Origin of the sequence: Shewanella sp. Isolate11, from assembly GCF_022398315.1 — a bacterium.
Lineage (GTDB): Bacteria > Pseudomonadota > Gammaproteobacteria > Enterobacterales > Shewanellaceae > Shewanella.
The window spans coordinates 152,604-173,737 of the sequence record NZ_JAKEVF010000006.1; the positions used below are offsets into that span (position 1 = coordinate 152,604).

Sequence of the window (21,134 nt, forward strand, 5' to 3'; positions counted from 1 at the left end):
ATTGTTCGCCTAGATGAGAGGTTTGCTACTTCCCATCTAGGCGTCATCACTTCATAATATCCCATTGTTTATCGAGGATACTCCTGTGTTAGCAGCCCAATTAGATACCTATTTGGCCGAAATCGAAATGTCGGCCACGCCTAAGCAGAAACAGCAATTGCTGGACTTTGTCGCTATGCTGGCAAAATGGAATAAGGCGTATAACCTAACCTCTGTGAGAGATCCTGAGCAGATGTTGATCCGTCATATCATGGATAGTTTAGCTGCGAGTCGTTATTTAGTTGGCGATCGATTTATCGATGTCGGAACCGGTCCAGGTCTACCAGGGATCCCTTTGGCAATTATGAATCCCGATAAACAATTTGTGTTACTCGACAGCTTAGGTAAACGAATTCGTTTTCAAAAACAGGTTCAATTTGAACTGGGTATCGAAAATATCACCTCGATTGAAAGCCGGGTCGAAGCTTATCAACCACAAGACAAATTTGATGGCGTATTAAGCCGAGCCTTTGCATCCATCGAAGATATGTTGCATTGGTGTCAGCATTTACCTAAATCCAGTGGTTGTTTCTATGCGCTAAAAGGTCAACTTAGCGATGAAGAGATGGCACAATTACCTGATAATTTTAGTGTTACCGATGTATTTGAATTAAAAGTACCTCGTCTCGATGAGCAACGTCACTTACTGAGAGTGGTTAAAACCCAGTAATTTAAGGCTTATGAGTTGCATTCTTTAATCAGTTCAAGCAATTTGTTATAGCTGAATCAGCATACCAATATCTGCTAACGTGATAGACAGGATAATATTGTGGGTAAAGTGATAGCCGTGGCCAACCAGAAAGGTGGCGTCGGAAAAACAACAACTTGTGTCAATTTAGCTGCATCTTTGGCTGCCACAAAGCGCAAAGTATTGCTGATCGATCTCGATCCTCAAGGCAATGCCACTATGGGCAGTGGTGTCGACAAATACAGTGTTGAAAATACGGCCTATGAGTTGTTAGTCGAAGAAAAAAGCGTTGCCGAAGTCGCCTACCATGACACTGCGGGTAAATATGATCTGATCGCCGCTAATGGTGATGTGACCGCCGCTGAAATCAAGTTGATGGAGTTTTTTGCCCGTGAGATCCGTTTGCGTAATGCACTGGCTCCGGTAAAAGATGAATATGATTTTATCTTTATTGACTGCCCTCCTTCGTTAAATATGCTGACGGTTAATGCGATGTCTGCAGCCGATTCTATTTTGGTTCCAATGCAGTGTGAGTATTATGCCCTTGAAGGGTTAACCGCATTGATGGACACCATTTCGAAGTTAGCCTCTATGGTTAATCCTGGGTTAGCGATCGAAGGGATATTGCGTACCATGTACGATCCTCGAAACCGCCTAGCTAACGATGTATCTGATCAACTCAAACAGCATTTTGGTGATAAAGTTTACCGAACTGTGATCCCAAGAAATGTCAGATTAGCCGAAGCGCCTAGTTTTGGTGCTCCAGCCATGTATTATGATAAATCCAGTGCGGGAGCTAAGGCTTATCTTGCTTTAGCCGGTGAAATAATTAGACGCGCAGAGCAGCATTCAAAGTTAGAGCAAGTTTAAGGAAAAATAGATGACAGCGAAAAAACGTGGCTTAGGCAAAGGATTAGATGCACTTTTAAGTACTAGCCATGCCGCTGCAACACAGGCTCAAGCCAAAGATAGTGCTAACAGCTCCGGTGAAGAGTTAAAGATGATCGCGCTAGATCTATTGCAGCCGGGGAAATATCAGCCACGAAAAGATATGTCTCCAGAGGCATTAGAAGAGCTAGCTGAATCTATTCGTACACAAGGGATAATTCAGCCCATCGTTGTACGTAGAGTCTCTGATAAAACCTATGAAATCATTGCCGGTGAACGTCGCTGGAGAGCTGCTCAACTTGCTAAATTAGATAAGGTTCCCTGTATCATTAAGCAGGTTCCTGATGAAGCGGCTGGAGTGATAGCCTTGATTGAGAATATTCAACGTGAAGATCTTAATGCAATGGAAGAAGCGATTGCCCTTAATCGCTTAATTGAAGAATTTGACCTTACTCACCAACAAACTGCCGATGCTGTAGGGAAATCTCGTGCAACAGTGTCAAACCTACTACGATTAAACGGATTACAAGAGCCTGTGAAACGCATGCTTGAGTATGGTGATATCGATATGGGACATGCCAGGGCCTTACTTGCCGTATCCGGTGAACAGCAAATTATTCTCGCTAGATTAGTTAGTACTAAAGAACTAACTGTTCGTGAAACTGAACGGTTAGTTAATAAAACCTTAAGCCAACCTGAAATCGTCGAAAAAACCACAAAAGATCAAGATGTCGTCCGTCTAGAGAGCCAGTTAATTGATAAATTAGGTGCCAAAGTAACCATTACTCACAATAAAAAGGGTAAGGGAAAAATGGTAATTAATTATCAAAATTTAGCCGAATTAGATGGAATAATTGCCAAAATTGGATAAATATCACAAGTTAACACGATATTATGTAACTTTGTAACATCTGTTAATTTGCCACTTTTAGACTTTTGGCGTAGATCAAGTTAAAAGTCGCCATTTTTATCACCTTAAACTTGCTTTGAATGTGCGAAAAGGTATACTTTCGCAAGCTTTTTGTACCTAGTCATTGTTCGGATAATCGTTATCTGAACAAAGAAACAAAAAGTATGAATGCGGAGAAGGTGAATTGAGCAAGGTTTTAGCACGTCGTGGCCGTTGGTCTGCCTATAAATTGGTGATGATGCAGGCGGCGATTGCTGGGATTGTTTCGATTATCTTTTTCGCCGTGTGGGGAGAACAGTTTGGGCTATCCGCTATCGCGGGTGGTGCAATCGCTGTACTCCCTAATTTTGTATTCGCGACCCTCGCTTTTTCCCATACGGGAGCAAGTTCAGCAGGAAAAGTTATGAAAACTTTTTACTGGGGGGAAGCGGTAAAGTTGCTGTTAACCATAGCAATGTTTTCGTTAGTTTTTATCAATCTTAAGGTCGTATTTATGCCGCTTTTTGTTTGTTATATCTCAGCGTTAATAGTGCATTGGACAGCTCCTTTATACTTCAAGCAAAGTTAAGTGGGATGAATCATGGCTGCAACTGGTGAAGCGTTAACACCGCAGGGCTATATCCAGCACCACCTTACCAACCTAAGCGTTGGCGAAGGCTTCTGGACATGGCACATTGATTCGTTGTTCTTTTCGGTTGGGCTTGGTGTTCTTTTCTTATGGTTATTCCGCAGTGTTGGCAAAAAAGCAACGACAGGTGTTCCCGGTAAACTTCAATGTTTTATTGAGATGATCGTTGAGTTTGTTGACTCTAGTGTGAAAGAGACCTTCCACGGTCGCAATCCTGTAATTGCTCCGTTGGCACTCACAATCTTTGTATGGGTATTCATGATGAACTTCATGGATATGGTTCCAGTAGACTGGATCCCATCTTTGGCAGCTGCGGCTGGCATTCCATACATGAAAGTGGTACCAACAACTGACCTTAACATTACCTTCAGCTTAGCTATTGGTGTGTTCTTGCTGATTATTTATTACAGCATTAAGGTTAAGGGTGTTTCAGGTTTTGTTAAAGAATTGACATTACAGCCTTTCAACCATAAGGCAATGATACCCGTCAACCTCCTATTAGAGTCGGTTACTCTGATTGCTAAGCCAATTTCATTGGCCTTGCGTCTATTCGGTAACTTGTACGCAGGTGAGTTGATCTTCATCCTTATTGCGTTGATGTATGGTGCTAACATGGCGTTATCTGCCCTAGGTGTTGGTTTACAACTAGGTTGGTTAATCTTCCATATTTTAGTTATCACTCTACAGGCGTTTATCTTCATGATGCTGACGATCGTATATCTCAGCATGGCGCATGAAGATCATTAAGGGTTGCTGAAGAAATTTTTTTTAAGCTAAATCACTAACTAACTAAAGATTTAGAATACTGGAGATAGAGATGGAAACTGTATTAGGCATGACAGCAATTGCTGTTGCTCTACTGATTGGTATGGGTGCTCTAGGTACCGCTATCGGTTTCGGCCTACTAGGTGGCAAGTTCTTGGAAGGCGCTGCGCGTCAACCAGAAATGGCTCCTATGCTACAAGTTAAGATGTTCATTGTTGCTGGTCTATTGGATGCGGTAACCATGATCGGTGTAGGTATTGCACTATTTATGCTGTTTACTAACCCACTGGGTGCAATGCTGTAATCAACGCTTCTGTCTTTAATCTAACTAGGAGGCTGTTGTGAATATCAACGCTACCCTAATCGGTCAGACGGTTGCCTTTATTATCTTCGTGTGGTTCTGCATGAAGTTTGTTTGGCCGCCTTTGATGAATGCCATCGAAGAGCGCCAAAAAAGGATAGCCGACGGTCTAGCTGATGCTGATCGTGCTGTAAAAGACCTTGAGTTGGCACAGGCGAAAGCCACCGACCAACTAAAAGAAGCTAAGGCAACTGCTAACGAAATCATTGAGCAAGCTAATAAGCGTAAAGCTCAGATTGTCGATGAGGCCAAAGCCGAAGCAGACGCTGAGCGTGCAAAAATTATCGCTCAGGGTAAAGCAGAAATTGAAGCTGAACGTAATCGCGTGAAAGAAGACTTGCGTAAGCAAGTTGCTACTCTAGCCATCGCTGGCGCAGAGAAGATCCTTGAGCGTTCGATTGATGAAGCCGCCCACAGTGACATAGTTAATAAACTTGTTGCTGAAATTTGATAAGGGAGTTGAGTTATGGCTGAAATAACCACCATCGCTCGTCCTTACGCAAAGGCAGCGTTTGATTTTGCTCTAGAAAACAAAGCAGTAGAAAGTTGGGCAGAGATGCTTGATTTTGCAGCTCAAGTCAGTGAAAACGAGACGATGAAGCCACTACTGTCTGGCAGCATTGCCAGCCACCAGCTTGCCGACCTTTTCATTAAGGTTTGTGGTGAGCAGGTTAATGAGCAAGGTCAAAATCTGTTAAAGGTAATGGCTGAAAACGGTCGTTTGGAAGTACTACCTGCTGTGTATGAACTGTTTCATCAGTTCAAAAATGAGTGGGCGAAAGAGGTTGAAGCAAATGTTGTTTCTGCCACTGAGCTTAGCACAGAGCAACAGCAGCAAATTAGTGCTTCTCTAGAGAAACGTCTCACACGCAAAGTTAAGCTGAATTGCAGCGTAGATGCCAGCCTTGTGGCTGGTGTAATTATCACGGCAGGCGACCTAGTCATTGATGGCTCGGTCAGCGGTAAACTAAACCGTCTGTCTGATACCCTGCAGTCGTAATTGGGAGTTTGAGCATGCAACTGAATTCCACTGAAATCAGCGATCTGATTAAACAGCGGATCGAGCAGTTCGAAGTCGTTAGTGAAGCTCGCAACGAAGGTACTATCGTTGCAGTTAGTGACGGCATCATTCGCGTTCACGGTCTTGCAGATGTAATGCAAGGTGAGATGATCGAACTGCCTGGTAACCGTTATGCAATCGCGTTGAACTTAGAACGTGATTCTGTAGGTGCCGTAGTTATGGGTCCTTATGCCGATTTGGCAGAAGGTCAAAAAGTTAAAACAACTGGTCGTATTTTGGAAGTCCCAGTTGGCCGTGGTCTATTAGGCCGTGTTGTCAACACCTTGGGTCAACCAATCGACGGTAAAGGACCTATCGATAACGATGGTTTCTCTCCTGTTGAAGTAATTGCACCAGGCGTTATTGAACGTAAGTCAGTAGATCAACCAGTGCAAACTGGTTATAAAGCCGTTGACTCTATGATCCCAATCGGTCGTGGACAACGTGAATTGGTAATTGGTGACCGTCAGACTGGTAAAACAGCACTAGCGATCGATGCCATTATCAACCAAAAAGACTCTGGCATTAAGTGTGTATACGTAGCGGTAGGCCAAAAAGCTTCTACCATTGCAAACGTAGTGCGCAAACTTGAAGAACACGGTGCATTGGCTAATACCATCATTGTTGTTGCTACAGCTTCTGAAGCTGCTGCACTACAATACTTGGCGCCATACTCTGGTTGTTCAATGGGTGAATACTTCCGTGACCGCGGTGAAGACTCATTAATCGTCTATGATGATCTATCTAAGCAAGCAGTTGCTTACCGTCAGATCTCATTGCTGCTTAAGCGTCCTCCTGGACGTGAAGCATACCCAGGTGATGTTTTCTATCTTCACTCACGTCTACTAGAACGTGCTTCACGTGTAAACGTTGAGTATGTTGAGAAGTTCACTAACGGCGAAGTTAAGGGCCAAACAGGTTCTTTAACTGCACTACCGATTATTGAAACTCAAGCTGGTGACGTTTCTGCATTCGTACCGACTAACGTAATTTCTATTACCGATGGTCAGATCTTCCTTGAAACCGACCTATTTAACTCAGGCTTACGTCCTGCTGTTAACCCTGGTATTTCGGTTTCTCGTGTTGGTGGTGCTGCGCAGACTAAGATCATCAAGAAACTGTCAGGCGGTATCCGTACTGCACTTGCACAGTATCGAGAGCTTGCGGCGTTCTCTCAGTTTGCATCGGATCTAGATGATGCAACTCGTGCTCAGCTTGAGCATGGTGAGCGTGTTACCGAACTTATGAAGCAAAAGCAATATGCGCCAATGAGCGTAGCGGCTCAGTCTGTGTCTATTTTCGCAGCTGAAAAAGGCTACCTAAAAGGTGTTGAGCTGAACAAGATCGGTGATTTCGAAGCTTCTTTGCTCTCTTACATGAACAGCGAGCATGCTGACCTAATGAAGACTATCAACGATACTGGCGATTATAACGCCGATATTGAAGGTGGTTTGAAGGCTGGCCTCGACAAGTTCGTAGAAACCCAAACCTGGTAAAGACACAGAGGTGTCTTTAGGCACCTCAGGTCCAGATTGGAGAGTAAAGATGGCCGGCGCTAAAGAGATTAAAACCAAGATCGCGAGTGTACAAAACACTCAGAAGATCACATCCGCAATGGAAATGGTTGCAGCCAGCAAAATGCGCAAGGCGCAGGATCGCATGGCTTCAAGTCGTCCCTATGCGGAAAATATGCGTAAGGTGATCGGTCACGTGGCGCAAGGTTCTCTCGAATATAAGCATCCATATTTGGAAGTGAGAGAAGCTAAGCGAGTTGGTTACATTGTAGTGTCAACCGACCGTGGTCTTTGTGGTGGTCTAAACGTCAACCTTTTCAAAAAGGTTGTCGCAGACGTGAAGAACTGGCGTGAGCAAGGGGTAGATGTTGAATTCTGCCCAATTGGTGCTCGCAGTGTGCAGTTCTTCAATAGCTTTGGAGGCAAAGTGTCTGCTCATGCATCAGGTTTAGGTGACGCTCCGTCGTTATCTGATTTGATCGGAACAGTGCGCGTAATGCTTCAAGCTTACAACAAAGGCGAGCTAGACCGTCTGTATGTGGTATTTAACAAGTTTGTTAATACCATGAGCCAGACGCCTGTGATCGAACAGCTGCTACCTTTGCCTAAGTCACAAGATGATGAGATTACTCATCACTGGGACTACATTTATGAGCCAGATCCAAAAGAAATTTTGGAAACCTTATTGGTTCGTTATGTTGAGTCTCAAGTGTATCAAGGTGTTGTTGAAAACATCGCTTCTGAGCAAGCAGCCCGTATGGTTGCGATGAAAGCTGCGACAGACAACGCTGGTGAGCTTATCGATGACTTGCAGTTGGTGTACAACAAAGCCCGTCAGGCTGCGATTACGCAAGAACTGTCGGAAATTGTTTCCGGTGCCGCTGCGGTTTAGGCTAGGTAACGAATACAAGTTTTAGAGGATTAATCATGAGCACAGGTACTGTAGTCCAAGTAATTGGCGCGGTTGTGGACGTTGAGTTTCCACATGATGCCGTACCTCAGGTCTATGACGCTCTAGAGATCAAAAGTGAAGGCTTGGTGCTGGAAGTTCAGCAACAACTTGGTGGTGGTGTAGTTCGTACCATCGCTATGGGTTCTTCAGATGGTCTGCGTCGTGGTATCGAGGTAGTAAATACTGGTTCACCTATTACTGTTCCGGTTGGGGATAAGACCCTAGGCCGTATCATGAACGTATTAGGTCAGCCTGTTGATGAAGCGGGTCCTATTGGTGAAGAAGAGCGTTATGAAATTCACCGTGAAGCTCCTTCATATGAAGATCAGTCAAACACTACTGAACTTTTAGAAACAGGTATCAAGGTTATCGACCTTGTATGTCCGTTTGCTAAGGGTGGTAAAGTAGGTCTGTTTGGTGGTGCGGGTGTTGGTAAGACAGTTAACATGATGGAACTGATTAACAACATCGCTAAAGCACACTCTGGTTTGTCAGTATTCGCCGGTGTAGGTGAGCGTACTCGTGAGGGTAACGACTTCTACTACGAGATGGAAGAATCTGGCGTACTCGATAAAGTGGCCATGGTTTATGGTCAGATGAACGAGCCTCCAGGAAACCGTCTTCGCGTTGCACTTACCGGTCTAACTATGGCTGAGAAGTTCCGTGATGAAGGTAAAGACGTACTATTGTTCGTCGATAACATCTATCGTTACACCTTGGCGGGTACCGAAGTATCTGCACTGCTAGGCCGTATGCCATCAGCAGTAGGTTACCAGCCAACATTGGCTGAAGAGATGGGTGTACTTCAGGAGCGTATTACATCGACTAAGACAGGGTCTATTACCTCTGTTCAAGCGGTATACGTACCTGCGGATGACTTGACGGATCCGTCACCAGCAACAACCTTCGCTCACTTAGATGCGACTGTTGTATTGTCACGTAACATTGCTTCTCTGGGTATTTACCCAGCGGTTGACCCATTGGATTCGACTTCACGTCAGCTAGATCCACAGGTTGTTGGCCAAGAGCATTACGACGTAGCAAGCGGTGTACAGACTGTACTACAGCGCTATAAAGAGCTGAAAGATATCATTGCGATTCTAGGTATGGATGAATTATCTGATGAAGATAAGACAACGGTATCTCGTGCGCGTAAGATTGAAAAATATCTTTCTCAGCCATTCTTCGTAGCAGAAGTATTCACCGGTTCTCCAGGTAAGTACGTTTCTCTAAAAGACACTATCCGTGGCTTTAAGGGACTATTGGAAGGTGAGTTCGATCACATTCCAGAGCAAGCGTTCTACATGGCAGGTTCAATCGACGAAGTAATCGAGCGAGCTAACAAAAAATAATCGAGCATTAGCTTGATATTTTAAGGAGAACGGATGGCAGCCATGACAGTACAACTTGATATTGTAAGCGCAGAAAATAGCATCTATTCAGGTCTTGTAGCACATCTACAGGTATCAGGTGCAGAAGGTGACTTAGGTATTATGCCTGGTCATACACCTTTGCTTACCCATATCAAACCTGGCATGGCGCGCATCGTCAAACAAGATGGTAAAGAAGAAGTGTTCTATCTTTCAGGTGGTATCCTGGAAGTACAACCTTTCTCAGTATCCGTATTGGCTGACGTGGTATTGCGTGCCGAAGAGATTGATGAGCAGGCAGCTGTAGAAGCCAAGCGTCGTGCAGAAGCCCATATGGCTGATGCAGGTGCAGACTTTAACTATGCCGCTGCAGCGATTGAATTAGCTCAGGCTATCGCTCAATTGCGCGTTGTAGAAACCATCAAGAAGAACATTGCCAGATAAGGTTATTGTTTGATATTAAAAGGCGGAAACCGAAAGGTGACCGCCTTTTTTGTTGCTGATATTTAATTCTGTATGTCTTGGTATCACCAATCAACTTCGCTTTTATCGAGGTTTTACTTTAAAATCACTGCATAAAATTGACCTCTATTTTTATTTTTACAGCATTCGCTCAAGGATCATTTCATGGCTCTTAATGTCGTTATTCTGGCTGCAGGCAAAGGAACTCGCATGCGCTCAGATCTTCCTAAAGTTCTTCATCCTATTGCCCATAAAAGTATGGTTCAGCACGTTATTGATACCGCTCATCAAGTGGGCAGTGACGCTATTCAGTTGGTCTACGGTTACGGCGCCGAGCAATTAAAACAAAAGCTGGGCGAGCAGCAACTGAACTGGGTATTGCAGGCAGAGCAGTTAGGTACAGGCCATGCGGTGGCGCAGGCTAACGATAATATTAACGATGATGATACGGTATTGATCCTATACGGCGATGTACCTTTGATTCAATCATCGACTCTTGAAGCGTTACTCAAGGCTCGTGAAACCGATGGATTGGCGATACTTACCGTTAATTTGCCTAATCCGACAGGTTATGGTCGTATTGTCCGAGAAGCGGGCAAAGTTGTGGGAATTGTCGAGCAGAAAGATGCCAATGTTGAGCAGTTGAAGATAGATGAAATTAACACAGGTATCATGGCCGCTCCAGGTAAGCAGCTTAAGAACTGGTTGAGCCAACTGTCGTCAGATAATGCTCAAGGGGAATATTATCTTACCGATATCGTTGCCATGGCTCATCGTGATGGCGTGGCTATCACCACGGCGCAGCCTGAGTCAGCTATTGAGGTTGAAGGTGCTAATAACCGTGTACAGCTAGCACAACTCGAACGCGCTTATCAGGCTAGAGCTGCCGAACAATTAATGTTAGCAGGTGCTAATTTACGCGATCCTGCCCGTATCGATATTCGTGGTGATGTTACCGTAGGTATGGATGTGATGGTGGATGTGAATGTTATTTTTCAAGGTAAGGTTACCATAGGTAACAATGTTACCATTGGTGCGGGCGCTATTCTGATCGACTGTGAAATTGCCGATAATGCTGAGATTAAACCTTATTCTATCGTTGAAAATGCCATTGTCGGTGAAGCGGCGAGCGCGGGTCCATTTGCGCGTTTACGTCCGGGAGCCGAATTGAAACGTGATGCGCACATAGGTAATTTCGTTGAGATGAAGAAAGCCGTTTTGGGTGAAGGCTCTAAAGCGGGACACTTAGCTTATATTGGTGACGCTAAAGTTGGTGCTGGGGTGAATATTGGTGCGGGAACGATCACTTGTAATTATGATGGTGTTAATAAGCATCTGACAGTGATCGAAGATGATGTCTTTGTGGGGAGTGATACTCAGCTTGTTGCGCCAGTTACTATTGGCAAAGGAGCGACATTAGGCGCCGGCTCAACAATCACTCGTGACGTTGCAGCAGATGAATTAGTTATTACACGAGTCAAACAGCGCCATATTTCTGGTTGGGCGAGACCGGTTAAGATTAAAAAGTAACTCGACGAAGTGTAAGTGAAGCGACCTAAGGGTCGCTTTTTTATTGTTTAAAAATAGAGGTTTGTTTGAATTTTGACCATTTCAAATTGGAGAAGCAGACAGGGATCACAGTTGGAAAGTAAACATCTGTAAATTAGTTTAAATAAAAACGATTCTCATTTATAGTCGCAACAACTTAAAGGTTGTTGCCATTATCATTTTGAGGTTGTTATGTCTGTTAAGTGTCGTTGTTTTAGTTATTCGAGAGTGGGATTAGCGGTTTTTAGTGTCTTATCTAGCATGGCTGTCGCTGCAGATGAAGCACAAACTACAGCGGCTATTGATAACAAAATAGAACGTATAACCGTATCTGGCAGAACATTTAATGATTACAAAGTCGGTGTGGCTTCGGGCGCAATGCGCGGTGATATCGACTTAATGGACACTCCGCAATCGGTAGCCGTCATTCCCGATTTTGTTACCGACGAGCAGTTGGCAACTAACCTTTCTGAAGTATTAGTTAACGATTCAAGTGTGACTGGTGGTAGCGAAAAATGGAACCGCCAAGTCTTTAATATTCGTGGTTTTGAATTGTCATCAGGTTCGGGCTTCCTCATCAATGGTCAGCAGCAATGGTCGCACTATGTACAACCTATTGAAACATTACAGCAAGTGGAAGTGTTAAAAGGCCCATCAAGCATGTTGTATGGTCAGTCAGGTCCAGGTGGTTTGATCAATATGGTGACAAAGAAGCCGACCTACGATTCACTATTCGAACTGGGCTTTGATACCGATGAACATGGCTCTACTCGTTTTCAACTGGATGCGGGTGGCAGCTTAAATGAAGCGCAGACTATTCGCTATCGCAGCGTGTTAGTGAAGCAAGATACTGAATACTGGAGAGAGTACCAAGATAGCAGCAATCAAGAGCGTGATCGCTGGTTAGGTTATTTAAACCTAGAGTTTGATATTACTGACGACTTATTGCTGTCGCTTAAATATGATCATACTCAAGATAAGACAGGTATCGACCGTGGTGGCTGGTTAAATAGTGACGGTGACCTTATTGGGGGCAAAGAGATTATTTGGGACATGCCTTGGGCGTTTACCGATAACACCATTTCTAATCTAGGTGCCGAACTGACTTACCACATCAGCAGTGATTGGAAAGTCAAAGCGGGTTATAACGATCAGCAATTTAATCGTCAGCGCTTAGATTCATCACCAAGTTTAGTTAGAGGTTCTGAAGATCCATTTGCCGATGGTTACACCATAAGTGCATTTGACCGTTACGATGATTGGCAACATAAAACAGGCTTCATCGATTTTACAAGCCAAGTGGAAACCTTTGGGCTAGAGCATCAATTACTTATCGGTGCAAATATGCTGGAGTACTATTACGGAGTGCAGCGAGACTCCGGTCAACGTGGTCAGCTAGTTATGCCTGGTCAACCTGTAGCTAAGCCTGATTTAGATTATCACCGTGCTAGCCTATCTGAGAATGATTACAAGCATTATGGTTTTTACCTGCAAGATCTGATCACCATCAACGATACTTGGCAACTGCTTGCAGGTGTTCGTTACGATGAGCAGAAGAAAGACGGCGAGGGACAAAACAACTACGCGGTATCACCTAAAGTGGGAGTGATTTACTCTCCAGCGGAAAATGGCAGCATCTATTTCAACTACTCTAAAAGTTTTGTTCCACAAGGTAGCGTCAATAATGATTTAGACGTTAATGACGGGATGAATCTTGACCCTGAATATGGGGAACAGTATGAAGTGGGCACTAAATGGGAGTTGTTCGATGCTAGCTTGTTACTAACTGGTGCCATCTTCGACATAAAAGTTTCTAATGTTACCGTGACCGAAGATCTCAATGTTATTAATGCCGCTGGTGATCAAACCATTACTACTCAAAGTGGTGAGCAACACCATAGAGGTTTTGAGGTGGGTGCCCAAGGCCAGGTCAGTGAAAAATGGTTCGTAACCAGCTCAATGATGTATCTCGATGCCGAATATGTACGCCCTGCAAATGATAGCCTTAATGGCAAAACGCCAGTAGATGCTCCTGAATGGTCGGCTAATATCTGGACTCGCTACGAAATGACCGAAAACTTAGCTTTTAACTTTGGTGCAGTGTATGTGGGCGAACGTTTCGCAAACACCTCAAATGACATTACAAAAGAGGCTTATGTCCGTTTTGATTTAGGTGCGGCATACAATATGGATGTAATGGGAACAGATGTTAACCTGCGTTTAAACGTTCAAAATCTATTTGATACCGATTATCTTGCCGGTGGCACTAATACAGATGTGACTGTGGGTGAAGGACGTAACTTTGGTTTAGCCCTGCAAGCTAAGTTCTAACTTCTAACCTTCTATAGGGTGATGATTTCATTAAGCCAGTAGTTTCGACTACTGGTTTTTTTTGGCCGCTACTTAGGTAATTTGTAATCCCCTTTATTGCTAGGAATTAGTCACAATATCAGTATAAGTACTGGTAATAAAAGTTTCGATTCATTACTATATAACTTCCGAAACGAAAGTTAACTGAAAGATATAATGAACAAACGAAACACTCAACAGCGCAGACATAGCATTATTGCCATCTTAAATGAGCAGGGCGAAGTTAGCGTCGATGAGCTTGCCAATCGTTTTTCTACCTCTGAAGTCACCATAAGAAAAGATCTTGCCGCGTTAGAAAAAACTGGGCTTCTGCTACGTCGCTATGGCGGTGCCGTAGCGATTCCTGATGAAGTTACTCAGCAATTTAGCGCCAAATTATCTCCTAATAAAATGGCGATTGCTCAAGCGGCTGCCAAACTGATTAAAGATCATAATCGCATCATTATCGACAGTGGCAGCACGACATCAGGTCTAGTGCAGCAACTTAACGATAAGCGCGGTTTAGTGGTAATGACTAATGCATTGCAGTTGGCTAATGCTATTCATGAGTTGGAAAATGAACCCACATTATTGATGACCGGTGGCACTTGGGACCCACATTCAGAATCTTTTCAGGGACAGGTAGCTGAACAGGTATTGCGTTCATATAACTTTGATCAACTGTTTATAGGTGCCGATGGAATCGATCTCGAACGAGGCACAACCACGTTTAATGAATTAACCGGTTTAAGCAAGGTGATGGCAGAAGTCTCACGAGAAGTTATCGTGATGGTCGACTCAGATAAGATAGGCAAGCGTATTCCTAATCTTGAGCTAGCGTGGGAGCAAATAAGTGCTCTGGTGACCGACGATAGAATCGATGCAGCCATCGTAGAACAGATCACTCAGCAGGGCGTTAATGTCATTTTGGCGCCCTACTTTAAATAACTTTATTTTTAATTATTCAATTTTTAGGAAACGACTATGTGCGGAATCGTTGGTGCAGTAGCGCAAAGGGATGTGGCAGAAATCTTAGTAGAAGGCCTACGCCGTCTCGAATACCGTGGTTATGACTCAGCCGGTGTTGCGGTGATTAATCAAGGCCAACTCAGCAGTACTCGCCGAGTCGGTAAGGTGCAGGAGCTATCTAGCGCCCTTGATGAAAGTCCATTAATCGGCGGAACCGGTATTGCACATACTCGCTGGGCTACTCATGGTGAGCCTAGTGAGCGTAATGCTCATCCTCATTTATCCAGTGGTGATATTGCCGTCGTTCATAACGGTATTATCGAAAACCACAACAAGTTACGTGAGATGCTTAAAGGTTTGGGTTATGTGTTCGCATCAGACACAGACACCGAGGTTATTTGTCATCTAGTGCACCATGAACTTAAAAGCCATGACACCTTACTTGCAGCGGTTCAGGCAACGGTTAAACAGCTTGAAGGCGCCTACGGTACAGTGGTTATTGACCGTCGTGATAGCGAACGCATGATAGTGGCGCGCAGTGGTAGCCCGCTAGTGATTGGTTTTGGACTGGGTGAAAACTTTGTTGCTTCAGATCAACTTGCATTACTACCTGTAACTCGCTCTTTTGCTTTCTTAGAAGAGGGCGATGTGGCCGAGGTGATGCGCCGCAGCGTGTCTATTTTCGATTTAGATGGTAATGCTGTTGAGCGTGAAATCAAAGAGTCAGAAGTGACTCATGATGCCGGCGATAAAGGTGAATATCGCCACTATATGCTTAAAGAGATTTACGAGCAGCCCCGTGCGATTTCTCATACCTTAGAAGGGCGTATTGCTGGTGGACAGGTATTAGATTCTGCTTTTGGTGACAATGCCGCCGAGTTTTTAAAAGATATTAAACACGTGCAAATCATCGCCTGTGGTACCAGTTATCACGCAGGTATGGCGGCGCGTTACTGGCTAGAAGATTGGGCTGGGGTTTCTTGTAATGTTGAAATTGCCTCTGAGTTTCGTTATCGCAAATCGCATCTGTTCCCTAATAGCTTGTTAGTCACTATCTCTCAGTCAGGCGAAACAGCCGATACTTTGGCGGCACTGCGTTTGGCAAAAGAGATGGGTTATAAAGCGACTATGACTATCTGTAATGCCCCAGGTTCTTCATTAGTCAGAGAATCCGATATGGCTTATATGATGAAAGCTGGCGCCGAAATTGGTGTAGCTTCCACTAAAGCATTCACGGTTCAGTTGGCTGGGCTTTTAATGCTAACGGCCGCAATTGGTCGTCATAACGGTATGTCAGATGAAACATTGGCTGGTATCACCAAGAGCCTACAATCTATGCCAGCCAAAGTTGAGCAGGTTCTCGGTCTGGATGATGAAATTGCCGAATTAGCAGAAGACTTTGCCGATAAACATCATGCCTTATTTTTAGGTCGTGGTGATCAGTATCCTATTGCGATGGAAGGGGCGCTCAAACTAAAAGAGATCTCTTATATCCACGCTGAAGCCTATGCATCTGGTGAGCTAAAACATGGCCCATTGGCGTTGATCGATGCTGATATGCCGGTAATTGTGGTTGCGCCTAATAACGAACTGCTAGAGAAACTTAAATCAAATGTGGAAGAGGTGCGTGCTCGTGGCGGCTTAATGTATGTGTTTGCCGATCGCGATGCCGAGTTTGAATCTGATGACACCATGAAAGTCATTCCTGTGCCACATTGCGATGAGTATATGGCTGCATTGATTTATACCATTCCATTACAGCTACTTTCATATCATGTGGCCTTAATTAAAGGCACCGATGTAGATCAGCCTCGAAACCTAGCTAAATCAGTAACTGTAGAATAAGTTGTTGTTTTTAAATGGTTGTTGTGGATTCTAAATAAAGTTGGAAACGTCTGAATAAAGATGGAAACAACTGAACAAAGTTGGAAAGTGTAAAGGAGCTCAGTGAGCTCCTTTTTTATAATTTAATGAGTTTTGTAATATTGCGCTTATTGGAAATTTGAACTGCCACACCATATTTAATGGTTGGCTAGAGCCAAATTAGCAATAGATAGGTTCCAATCAGAAAATTGGAAGTTAAGGGAACACACTTTTGGACAAAAGTGAGATAGGGCTTTAGGTATACCTTTTTAGATTCGGATTAATTTTTGTATGACTAACCTTTGAGCACGTGGGCAGATTCTCATGACCTCTACATTCACAGATTAATTAATGGGGTAAAAGCCTAAGAAAGCACAGATTTGTTTGTCTACCAAAGAATAATGAACCTGGTGAAAAGTTGTGATTTTTTTAATTAAACACCACCCTAACAGTAACAAAATGTAACGTCCCAGCCTTATCTTTATCTCTATCAATATTGGTCATTATTAAGTTAGAATTTATGTCAATCCTTGAACTAAATTAATATTTATGAAATTATCACCAGACTTCTGATGAAGTTAATATACTAATTTATTTTTACAGTTCCACCATGCTCCCCAACAACAGCGTACATCAATCCATGAAAGGCCCCGTCTTCCTCAAACACTTTCAAAATACCACCTCTTAAGTGATTTCCAATTTTTTTATTATTGCTTAAATATTCGAGCGTATTAATAGCTGACACCTTATCATCTGAAAGGAAATTTATAATACACACTTGCATATCACAGTTTGCTTCTACTGCCGACCCTAATGAAATATTATCTAAATTCAAATTACTTAATTCATTATTTATTTTTTCTTCTGTTTCATAAGAATATTCATTTTTTTGCGTTGAGTATTTTACCGTGTCAATCAATAAGTTCATATCTTCCGCCCCCATTTCTTCAAAAAAATCACTTTTAATAACAACTTCTGACTTTTTCGCTTCCAAAATATCATCAACCTGTGATTTATTGATAAGGCTATCTTGAGGTGGAATGACTACATGCTGTATATCTCTTGAATCATTATAATTGTTTTTATTTTGGGGTTTTATTAATTCAGAACTTCCATTAGGTGTAACACCATCAGTACCATTCGAGTTATAGTTGAATTCTTTATCACCATTATCAACTTGATTTGTGTATACAGAAATTAATATTGTAATTGCAAAAATTGACAATAACATCAAAGTCCATTTTTTCATGAGAATTCGGCTCCTATTTCTTAAACATTCCATATGCTTTAGGCAACCATCACAAAATATATGATGGTTGCCATAATCGATAAAGCGTTATTCCATCATCTTCCAAACGCTCCCACCACAGCAATCAGTAACATTCCAATTGCTGTCAATGCTACATGCATTATCACATCGAAATGTTCCATATGGTGTTTTGTGGTAAGCCCCTAATATCTTAGACACTTTACATGTAAATTTGGAGTGGTAGATAATTAGATATCACTCTATTGAAGTGACATCTAAATATTACTTTAAAAAATAGAAATTATTCGCGACTTTCTGATAGCACACGATTGTTGCGCATCATCACATCCGCTTCACGTTTTTCATCCTCGCGTTGCTGGGCCGTTGTACAGCGACGGGTAGAAATTCGTGAACCCGTTTCGACAACTTTATCGCAACGATAACCATCAGTACGCTCTGGTTGAGTGCTAGCCGTTTTTCCTTCATTTGGTGAAGAACTACATGCCGCTAATAAGCAAACTGTCGCGGCTGATATCAGTATATGTTTCATCCTTGGAACTCCCATGTTCAGAAATTAAAAACGCTCATTTAATGTTTACCAATCAGTATAAAGAAGTGATAGCTCTACGAGAATTTAGCGTTTCTGAGGCAAGGAGTGGAGAGCATAGTTATTCTACGGTCAAACTCGTTAACACCGTATCATAAGTGCTAAAACTCGCCTGCTAGGTATGTTTTTGGCTTCCGACTTCTGCCTTGAGTTGCCTCACAAGGGAGTCACCATTCCATCATCCATTCGCCTTGAATGAGTTGCCAAAAAAATGCTGAGTCGACCACCTTCTTATATTGATAGGCAACTACGCTAGCTAGAATCGTTGCAACAAACAACTAATAAAATTTATCAATATGTTACAGCCTATAAAATGCGTTGCTTTAGCCTAAAAGTGTTTATTTTACTCTGGTGTATGAGTTAGGTAGGTATTTATATAGCTATCTATTTTATAAGAAAAATATTTTTACTGCTTAGGTTTGACGATTCGAAAATTATCAATCATCTTATAATAGGACTTTAGGATGTGCTAATGGTCCAATGTTAACTGACGAACAGGCACACCCGTTGTGAAACGGGGCCGCAAAACTTCGGATCTTAGTGTATTTGCTGTTATTAAGATGGCTGAGTTGCCGAATCAGGTGAAAAATTTAAGTGCTGCGCTAATGACAAGCAGTACTTATTTTATACGGAAATTTATTTTTTACCTTTCGGAGAGTTTATGAAAATTAAAAATACTGTAGTCGCTTTAGCATCTTTGTTTATTGCTCTTTCGGCTAATGCTTCTGTCACCTATGATGAAAATGGTGTCGGTTTTGTGGGGAAAGGAGATATTCAGTCGCTTTTTGATTGGAACAACAGTCAACTGCAGGAAAATGCCGGTGCGCTACAATTTCGCTTTATCAGCGAGGGAACCATTACCTGGAAATGTGAAAGGTATACAGGTGATAAGCTAACCAAAACAACATACCCATCAACGAGTACATCAGTCGATGCAGGGGCAACGCTGGATTCACGAAAAAATAAGAAGGGAATGATCACCGGCTTTAATCTTGAAGGTATGGATATTAACAGTAATCCAGAGTATGCCAACGTGGGTGAATGTAGCGGACCTGGCCAAGGCCAAAGCCAAGGTCAGACTTGGGTGTTAGTCGAAGGCAGCATCCAATACGTAGGCAGCGAAAGTCCGTTATTGCAAGTGATGTTTGCGCCTGCTGCTGAGTCAGGCTTGACGCCAAGTGAATGGATGGATCTACCCATAACCGAATAAGTACAGTAGAGCTCGAGCTTCAAGCATGCCACGCCCTCATCGGCGTGGCATTTTTTTCATATCAGTTAATTTTTTAAAAGCTCTTTTTATACCTTACAGCATAAGACTAAGTTATTGCTTGGGTGGCAGACGTGCTTGACTCGCTTGTTCGTAACCATATGCTGCTTCGATGAGCGTGGCTTCAGATTTCGCTGTACCAAAGAAACTCAGTCCAACGGGTAAAGGCTTGGCATCGCCTGCGGTTATTAGTCCCATAGGAACAGTAATGTGTGGGTATCCGGCAACAGCCGCCGGTGAACTGGCTGCGCCTAAATAATGGTCGCCATTGATATGATCTATTTTCCAGGCCGGGCCGACGGTCGGTGCTATTAATAGATCTAACTTATGTTCAGCCAATACCGCATCAATCCCCTGTTTTCCGGCTAATTGTTTAGCATCGCTTAAGGCTTGTTGATAGGCTTGTTGTGACTCGAAATGATTGTTGTCGGCCATCTCAAACAGTTCTTGGCCGAAAATCCCTAGCTCCTCATTGGCATTGGCTTTATTGGCTTCTATAAGGTCGGTGAGTGTTTTATAGGGCAACTCGGTACTATTTAAGTAATCTGCAATCCCTTGTCTAAATTCATGCAGTAAAATGGGTAGTTCTAGTGCTTGCCATTTGTTCATTTCGGGTAGATTTACATTATTAACCAGCACAGCTCCTTGGGCTTGCAGCAACTTGAGCTGTTCCTCAAAACGCGCATCTAATATAGGGTGATAACCCATTAAATTACGTACAACGCCTATTCGTTTTCCCTTCAGTCCTTCCAGCGTTAAATGTGTGGCAAAAGTTTGTTGGCTTGAATAACTGTCATGGTCATTTTTATCGTAGCTTGCCAAGGCATCTAACAATATAACGGCACCAGTGACAGAGCGTGCCATTGGTCCTGCCGTATCTTGGCTATGGGAAATTGGAATGATGCCGTCGCGGCTAATCAAGCCTACCGTAGGTTTGATGCCTACAACTCCGTTCATGGCGCTGGGGCAAACAACCGATCCGTCAGTCTCTGTACCGACTGCAAGAGAAACCAGATCGGCTGCGACTGCGACGGCAGAGCCAGAACTGGATCCACATGGAGATGTACTGGTGTCGTAAGGGTTACGGGTTTGATTACCTATGCCACTCCAGCCTGAACTAGAGCGTGTCGAGCGAAAGTTAGCCCATTCGCTCAGGTTTGATTTTCCTAGAATAATTGCGCCAGCTTTACGTAGCTGCTGGACTATAAATGCATCATCTTTCGGGTAGTTATCTTTAAATAATACCGAGCCTGCGGTATTAGCCAAGCCATCACCAGTATCAATATTATCTTTTAATAATACAGGAATACCCTGAAGTGGCCCGGTGAGATTGCCTAACTGACGCTGTTTATCGGCTTCTTTAGCTTGAGCGAGTGCATTGGGATTAATGCTAATGACCGCATTTAGCTGCGGCCCATTGTGGTTTAAGGCGTCAATTCGCTGTAAATAGTAACCCACTAACTGTTCTGAAGTTAGCTGCCCCCGTTGTAATTGCTGCTGAAGCTGGAGCAGATTTGCTTGAGATAGACTGATCGATGGATTGCTATTTTGACTGGCACAGGCACTTAGCCCTGATATGATGAGCGCGGTGGCAAATAGCCTAGTTTTAATCCCCATGACACTTCCTTAAATGTTATTTTTAACA

General features: G+C 43.2%; 20 protein-coding genes and 1 riboswitch. Of the genes, 17 read left to right on the top strand and 3 right to left on the bottom strand.

Annotated features, from left to right (window positions below):
* The first annotated feature begins 85 nt into the window (after positions 1-85).
* From rsmG to glmS, 16 genes are all read left to right on the top strand, one after another.
* Positions 86-709: a 16S rRNA (guanine(527)-N(7))-methyltransferase RsmG gene (rsmG, locus tag L1D21_RS14460; RefSeq protein WP_239845974.1), complete on the top strand. Its 624-nt coding sequence runs from the start codon at positions 86-88 to the stop codon at positions 707-709.
* Between the two features lie 99 nt (positions 710-808).
* Complete coding sequence (locus L1D21_RS14465; protein WP_239845975.1) at positions 809-1,597, top strand: ParA family protein; 789 nt, start codon at positions 809-811, stop codon at positions 1,595-1,597.
* 10 nt (positions 1,598-1,607) lie between these two features.
* Positions 1,608-2,486 (top strand): ParB/RepB/Spo0J family partition protein, encoded by an 879-nt coding sequence (locus L1D21_RS14470; RefSeq protein WP_239845976.1) that lies wholly within the window; start codon positions 1,608-1,610, stop codon positions 2,484-2,486.
* A 223-nt stretch (positions 2,487-2,709) separates the two neighbouring features.
* Complete coding sequence (locus L1D21_RS14475) at positions 2,710-3,093, top strand: ATP synthase subunit I (RefSeq protein ID WP_239845977.1); 384 nt, start codon at positions 2,710-2,712, stop codon at positions 3,091-3,093.
* A 12-nt stretch (positions 3,094-3,105) separates the two neighbouring features.
* Positions 3,106-3,900, top strand: coding sequence for a F0F1 ATP synthase subunit A (gene atpB / locus L1D21_RS14480; protein WP_239845978.1), 795 nt, complete (start codon positions 3,106-3,108; stop codon positions 3,898-3,900).
* 70 nt (positions 3,901-3,970) lie between these two features.
* The gene (atpE, locus tag L1D21_RS14485; RefSeq protein ID WP_011639455.1) at positions 3,971-4,222 is read left to right on the top strand and encodes a F0F1 ATP synthase subunit C; all 252 of its coding nucleotides are present in this window, start codon (positions 3,971-3,973) and stop codon (positions 4,220-4,222) included.
* 37 nt (positions 4,223-4,259) lie between these two features.
* A complete protein-coding gene (gene atpF, locus L1D21_RS14490; protein ID WP_239845979.1) occupies positions 4,260-4,730 on the top strand; it encodes a F0F1 ATP synthase subunit B in 471 nt (156 codons plus the stop codon).
* Positions 4,731-4,745: 15 nt separating this feature from the next.
* Positions 4,746-5,279, top strand: a complete 534-nt coding sequence (gene atpH / locus L1D21_RS14495; RefSeq protein WP_239845980.1) for a F0F1 ATP synthase subunit delta — start codon at positions 4,746-4,748, stop codon at positions 5,277-5,279.
* Between the two features lie 14 nt (positions 5,280-5,293).
* Entirely contained in the window at positions 5,294-6,835 is a 1,542-nt protein-coding gene (gene atpA, locus L1D21_RS14500; protein ID WP_239845981.1) for a F0F1 ATP synthase subunit alpha, read from the top strand.
* Between the two features lie 49 nt (positions 6,836-6,884).
* Positions 6,885-7,745 (top strand): F0F1 ATP synthase subunit gamma, encoded by an 861-nt coding sequence (gene atpG, locus L1D21_RS14505; RefSeq protein ID WP_239845982.1) that lies wholly within the window; start codon positions 6,885-6,887, stop codon positions 7,743-7,745.
* A gap of 35 nt (positions 7,746-7,780) precedes the next feature.
* Complete coding sequence (gene atpD, locus L1D21_RS14510) at positions 7,781-9,157, top strand: F0F1 ATP synthase subunit beta (protein WP_239845983.1); 1,377 nt, start codon at positions 7,781-7,783, stop codon at positions 9,155-9,157.
* Between the two features lie 33 nt (positions 9,158-9,190).
* Positions 9,191-9,619, top strand: coding sequence for a F0F1 ATP synthase subunit epsilon (locus L1D21_RS14515; protein WP_239845984.1), 429 nt, complete (start codon positions 9,191-9,193; stop codon positions 9,617-9,619).
* A gap of 183 nt (positions 9,620-9,802) precedes the next feature.
* Positions 9,803-11,167 (top strand): bifunctional UDP-N-acetylglucosamine diphosphorylase/glucosamine-1-phosphate N-acetyltransferase GlmU, encoded by a 1,365-nt coding sequence (gene glmU, locus L1D21_RS14520; RefSeq protein ID WP_239845985.1) that lies wholly within the window; start codon positions 9,803-9,805, stop codon positions 11,165-11,167.
* Positions 11,168-11,377: 210 nt separating this feature from the next.
* Positions 11,378-13,516: a TonB-dependent receptor gene (locus tag L1D21_RS14525; protein ID WP_239845986.1), complete on the top strand. Its 2,139-nt coding sequence runs from the start codon at positions 11,378-11,380 to the stop codon at positions 13,514-13,516.
* A gap of 195 nt (positions 13,517-13,711) precedes the next feature.
* Entirely contained in the window at positions 13,712-14,482 is a 771-nt protein-coding gene (locus L1D21_RS14530; protein WP_239845987.1) for a DeoR family transcriptional regulator, read from the top strand.
* A gap of 36 nt (positions 14,483-14,518) precedes the next feature.
* Entirely contained in the window at positions 14,519-16,348 is a 1,830-nt protein-coding gene (gene glmS / locus L1D21_RS14535) for a glutamine--fructose-6-phosphate transaminase (isomerizing) (protein ID WP_239845988.1), read from the top strand.
* Between the two features lie 604 nt (positions 16,349-16,952).
* Here the strand turns inward: glmS and L1D21_RS14540 are convergent.
* On the bottom strand, positions 16,953-17,615 hold the full coding sequence (locus L1D21_RS14540) for a hypothetical protein (RefSeq protein ID WP_239845989.1): 663 nt from the start codon (positions 17,613-17,615) through the stop codon (positions 16,953-16,955).
* A 301-nt stretch (positions 17,616-17,916) separates the two neighbouring features.
* A complete protein-coding gene (locus L1D21_RS14545; protein ID WP_239845990.1) occupies positions 17,917-18,165 on the bottom strand; it encodes a hypothetical protein in 249 nt (82 codons plus the stop codon).
* 544 nt (positions 18,166-18,709) lie between these two features.
* A riboswitch (cyclic di-GMP riboswitch) is annotated at positions 18,710-18,799 on the top strand.
* Positions 18,800-18,883: 84 nt separating this feature from the next.
* Between L1D21_RS14545 and L1D21_RS14550 the strand changes: the two genes are divergently transcribed.
* Positions 18,884-19,432, top strand: coding sequence for a hypothetical protein (locus L1D21_RS14550; protein ID WP_239845991.1), 549 nt, complete (start codon positions 18,884-18,886; stop codon positions 19,430-19,432).
* A 111-nt stretch (positions 19,433-19,543) separates the two neighbouring features.
* Here L1D21_RS14550 and L1D21_RS14555 read toward each other — a convergent pair whose 3' ends face one another.
* Positions 19,544-21,106: an amidase gene (locus tag L1D21_RS14555; RefSeq protein WP_239845992.1), complete on the bottom strand. Its 1,563-nt coding sequence runs from the start codon at positions 21,104-21,106 to the stop codon at positions 19,544-19,546.
* Between the last annotated feature and the right edge of the window lie 28 nt (positions 21,107-21,134).

What these genes read in the sequence shown, in the direction of transcription:
- L1D21_RS14470 (WP_239845976.1), top strand. Translation starts at nt 1,608, where the DNA reads ATGACAGCGAAAAAACGTGGCTTAGGCAAAGGATTAGATGCACTTTTA.
- atpB (WP_239845978.1), top strand. Translation starts at nt 3,106, where the DNA reads ATGGCTGCAACTGGTGAAGCGTTAACACCGCAGGGCTATATCCAGCAC.
- atpE (WP_011639455.1), top strand. Translation starts at nt 3,971, where the DNA reads ATGGAAACTGTATTAGGCATGACAGCAATTGCTGTTGCTCTACTGATT.
- atpH (WP_239845980.1), top strand. Translation starts at nt 4,746, where the DNA reads ATGGCTGAAATAACCACCATCGCTCGTCCTTACGCAAAGGCAGCGTTT.
- atpA (WP_239845981.1), top strand. Translation starts at nt 5,294, where the DNA reads ATGCAACTGAATTCCACTGAAATCAGCGATCTGATTAAACAGCGGATC.
- atpG (WP_239845982.1), top strand. Translation starts at nt 6,885, where the DNA reads ATGGCCGGCGCTAAAGAGATTAAAACCAAGATCGCGAGTGTACAAAAC.
- atpD (WP_239845983.1), top strand. Translation starts at nt 7,781, where the DNA reads ATGAGCACAGGTACTGTAGTCCAAGTAATTGGCGCGGTTGTGGACGTT.
- L1D21_RS14515 (WP_239845984.1), top strand. Translation starts at nt 9,191, where the DNA reads ATGGCAGCCATGACAGTACAACTTGATATTGTAAGCGCAGAAAATAGC.
- glmU (WP_239845985.1), top strand. Translation starts at nt 9,803, where the DNA reads ATGGCTCTTAATGTCGTTATTCTGGCTGCAGGCAAAGGAACTCGCATG.
- L1D21_RS14525 (WP_239845986.1), top strand. Translation starts at nt 11,378, where the DNA reads ATGTCTGTTAAGTGTCGTTGTTTTAGTTATTCGAGAGTGGGATTAGCG.
- L1D21_RS14530 (WP_239845987.1), top strand. Translation starts at nt 13,712, where the DNA reads ATGAACAAACGAAACACTCAACAGCGCAGACATAGCATTATTGCCATC.
- glmS (WP_239845988.1), top strand. Translation starts at nt 14,519, where the DNA reads ATGTGCGGAATCGTTGGTGCAGTAGCGCAAAGGGATGTGGCAGAAATC.
- L1D21_RS14540 (WP_239845989.1), bottom strand. Translation starts at nt 17,615, where the DNA reads ATGAAAAAATGGACTTTGATGTTATTGTCAATTTTTGCAATTACAATA.
- L1D21_RS14545 (WP_239845990.1), bottom strand. Translation starts at nt 18,165, where the DNA reads ATGAAACATATACTGATATCAGCCGCGACAGTTTGCTTATTAGCGGCA.
- L1D21_RS14550 (WP_239845991.1), top strand. Translation starts at nt 18,884, where the DNA reads ATGAAAATTAAAAATACTGTAGTCGCTTTAGCATCTTTGTTTATTGCT.
- L1D21_RS14555 (WP_239845992.1), bottom strand. Translation starts at nt 21,106, where the DNA reads ATGGGGATTAAAACTAGGCTATTTGCCACCGCGCTCATCATATCAGGG.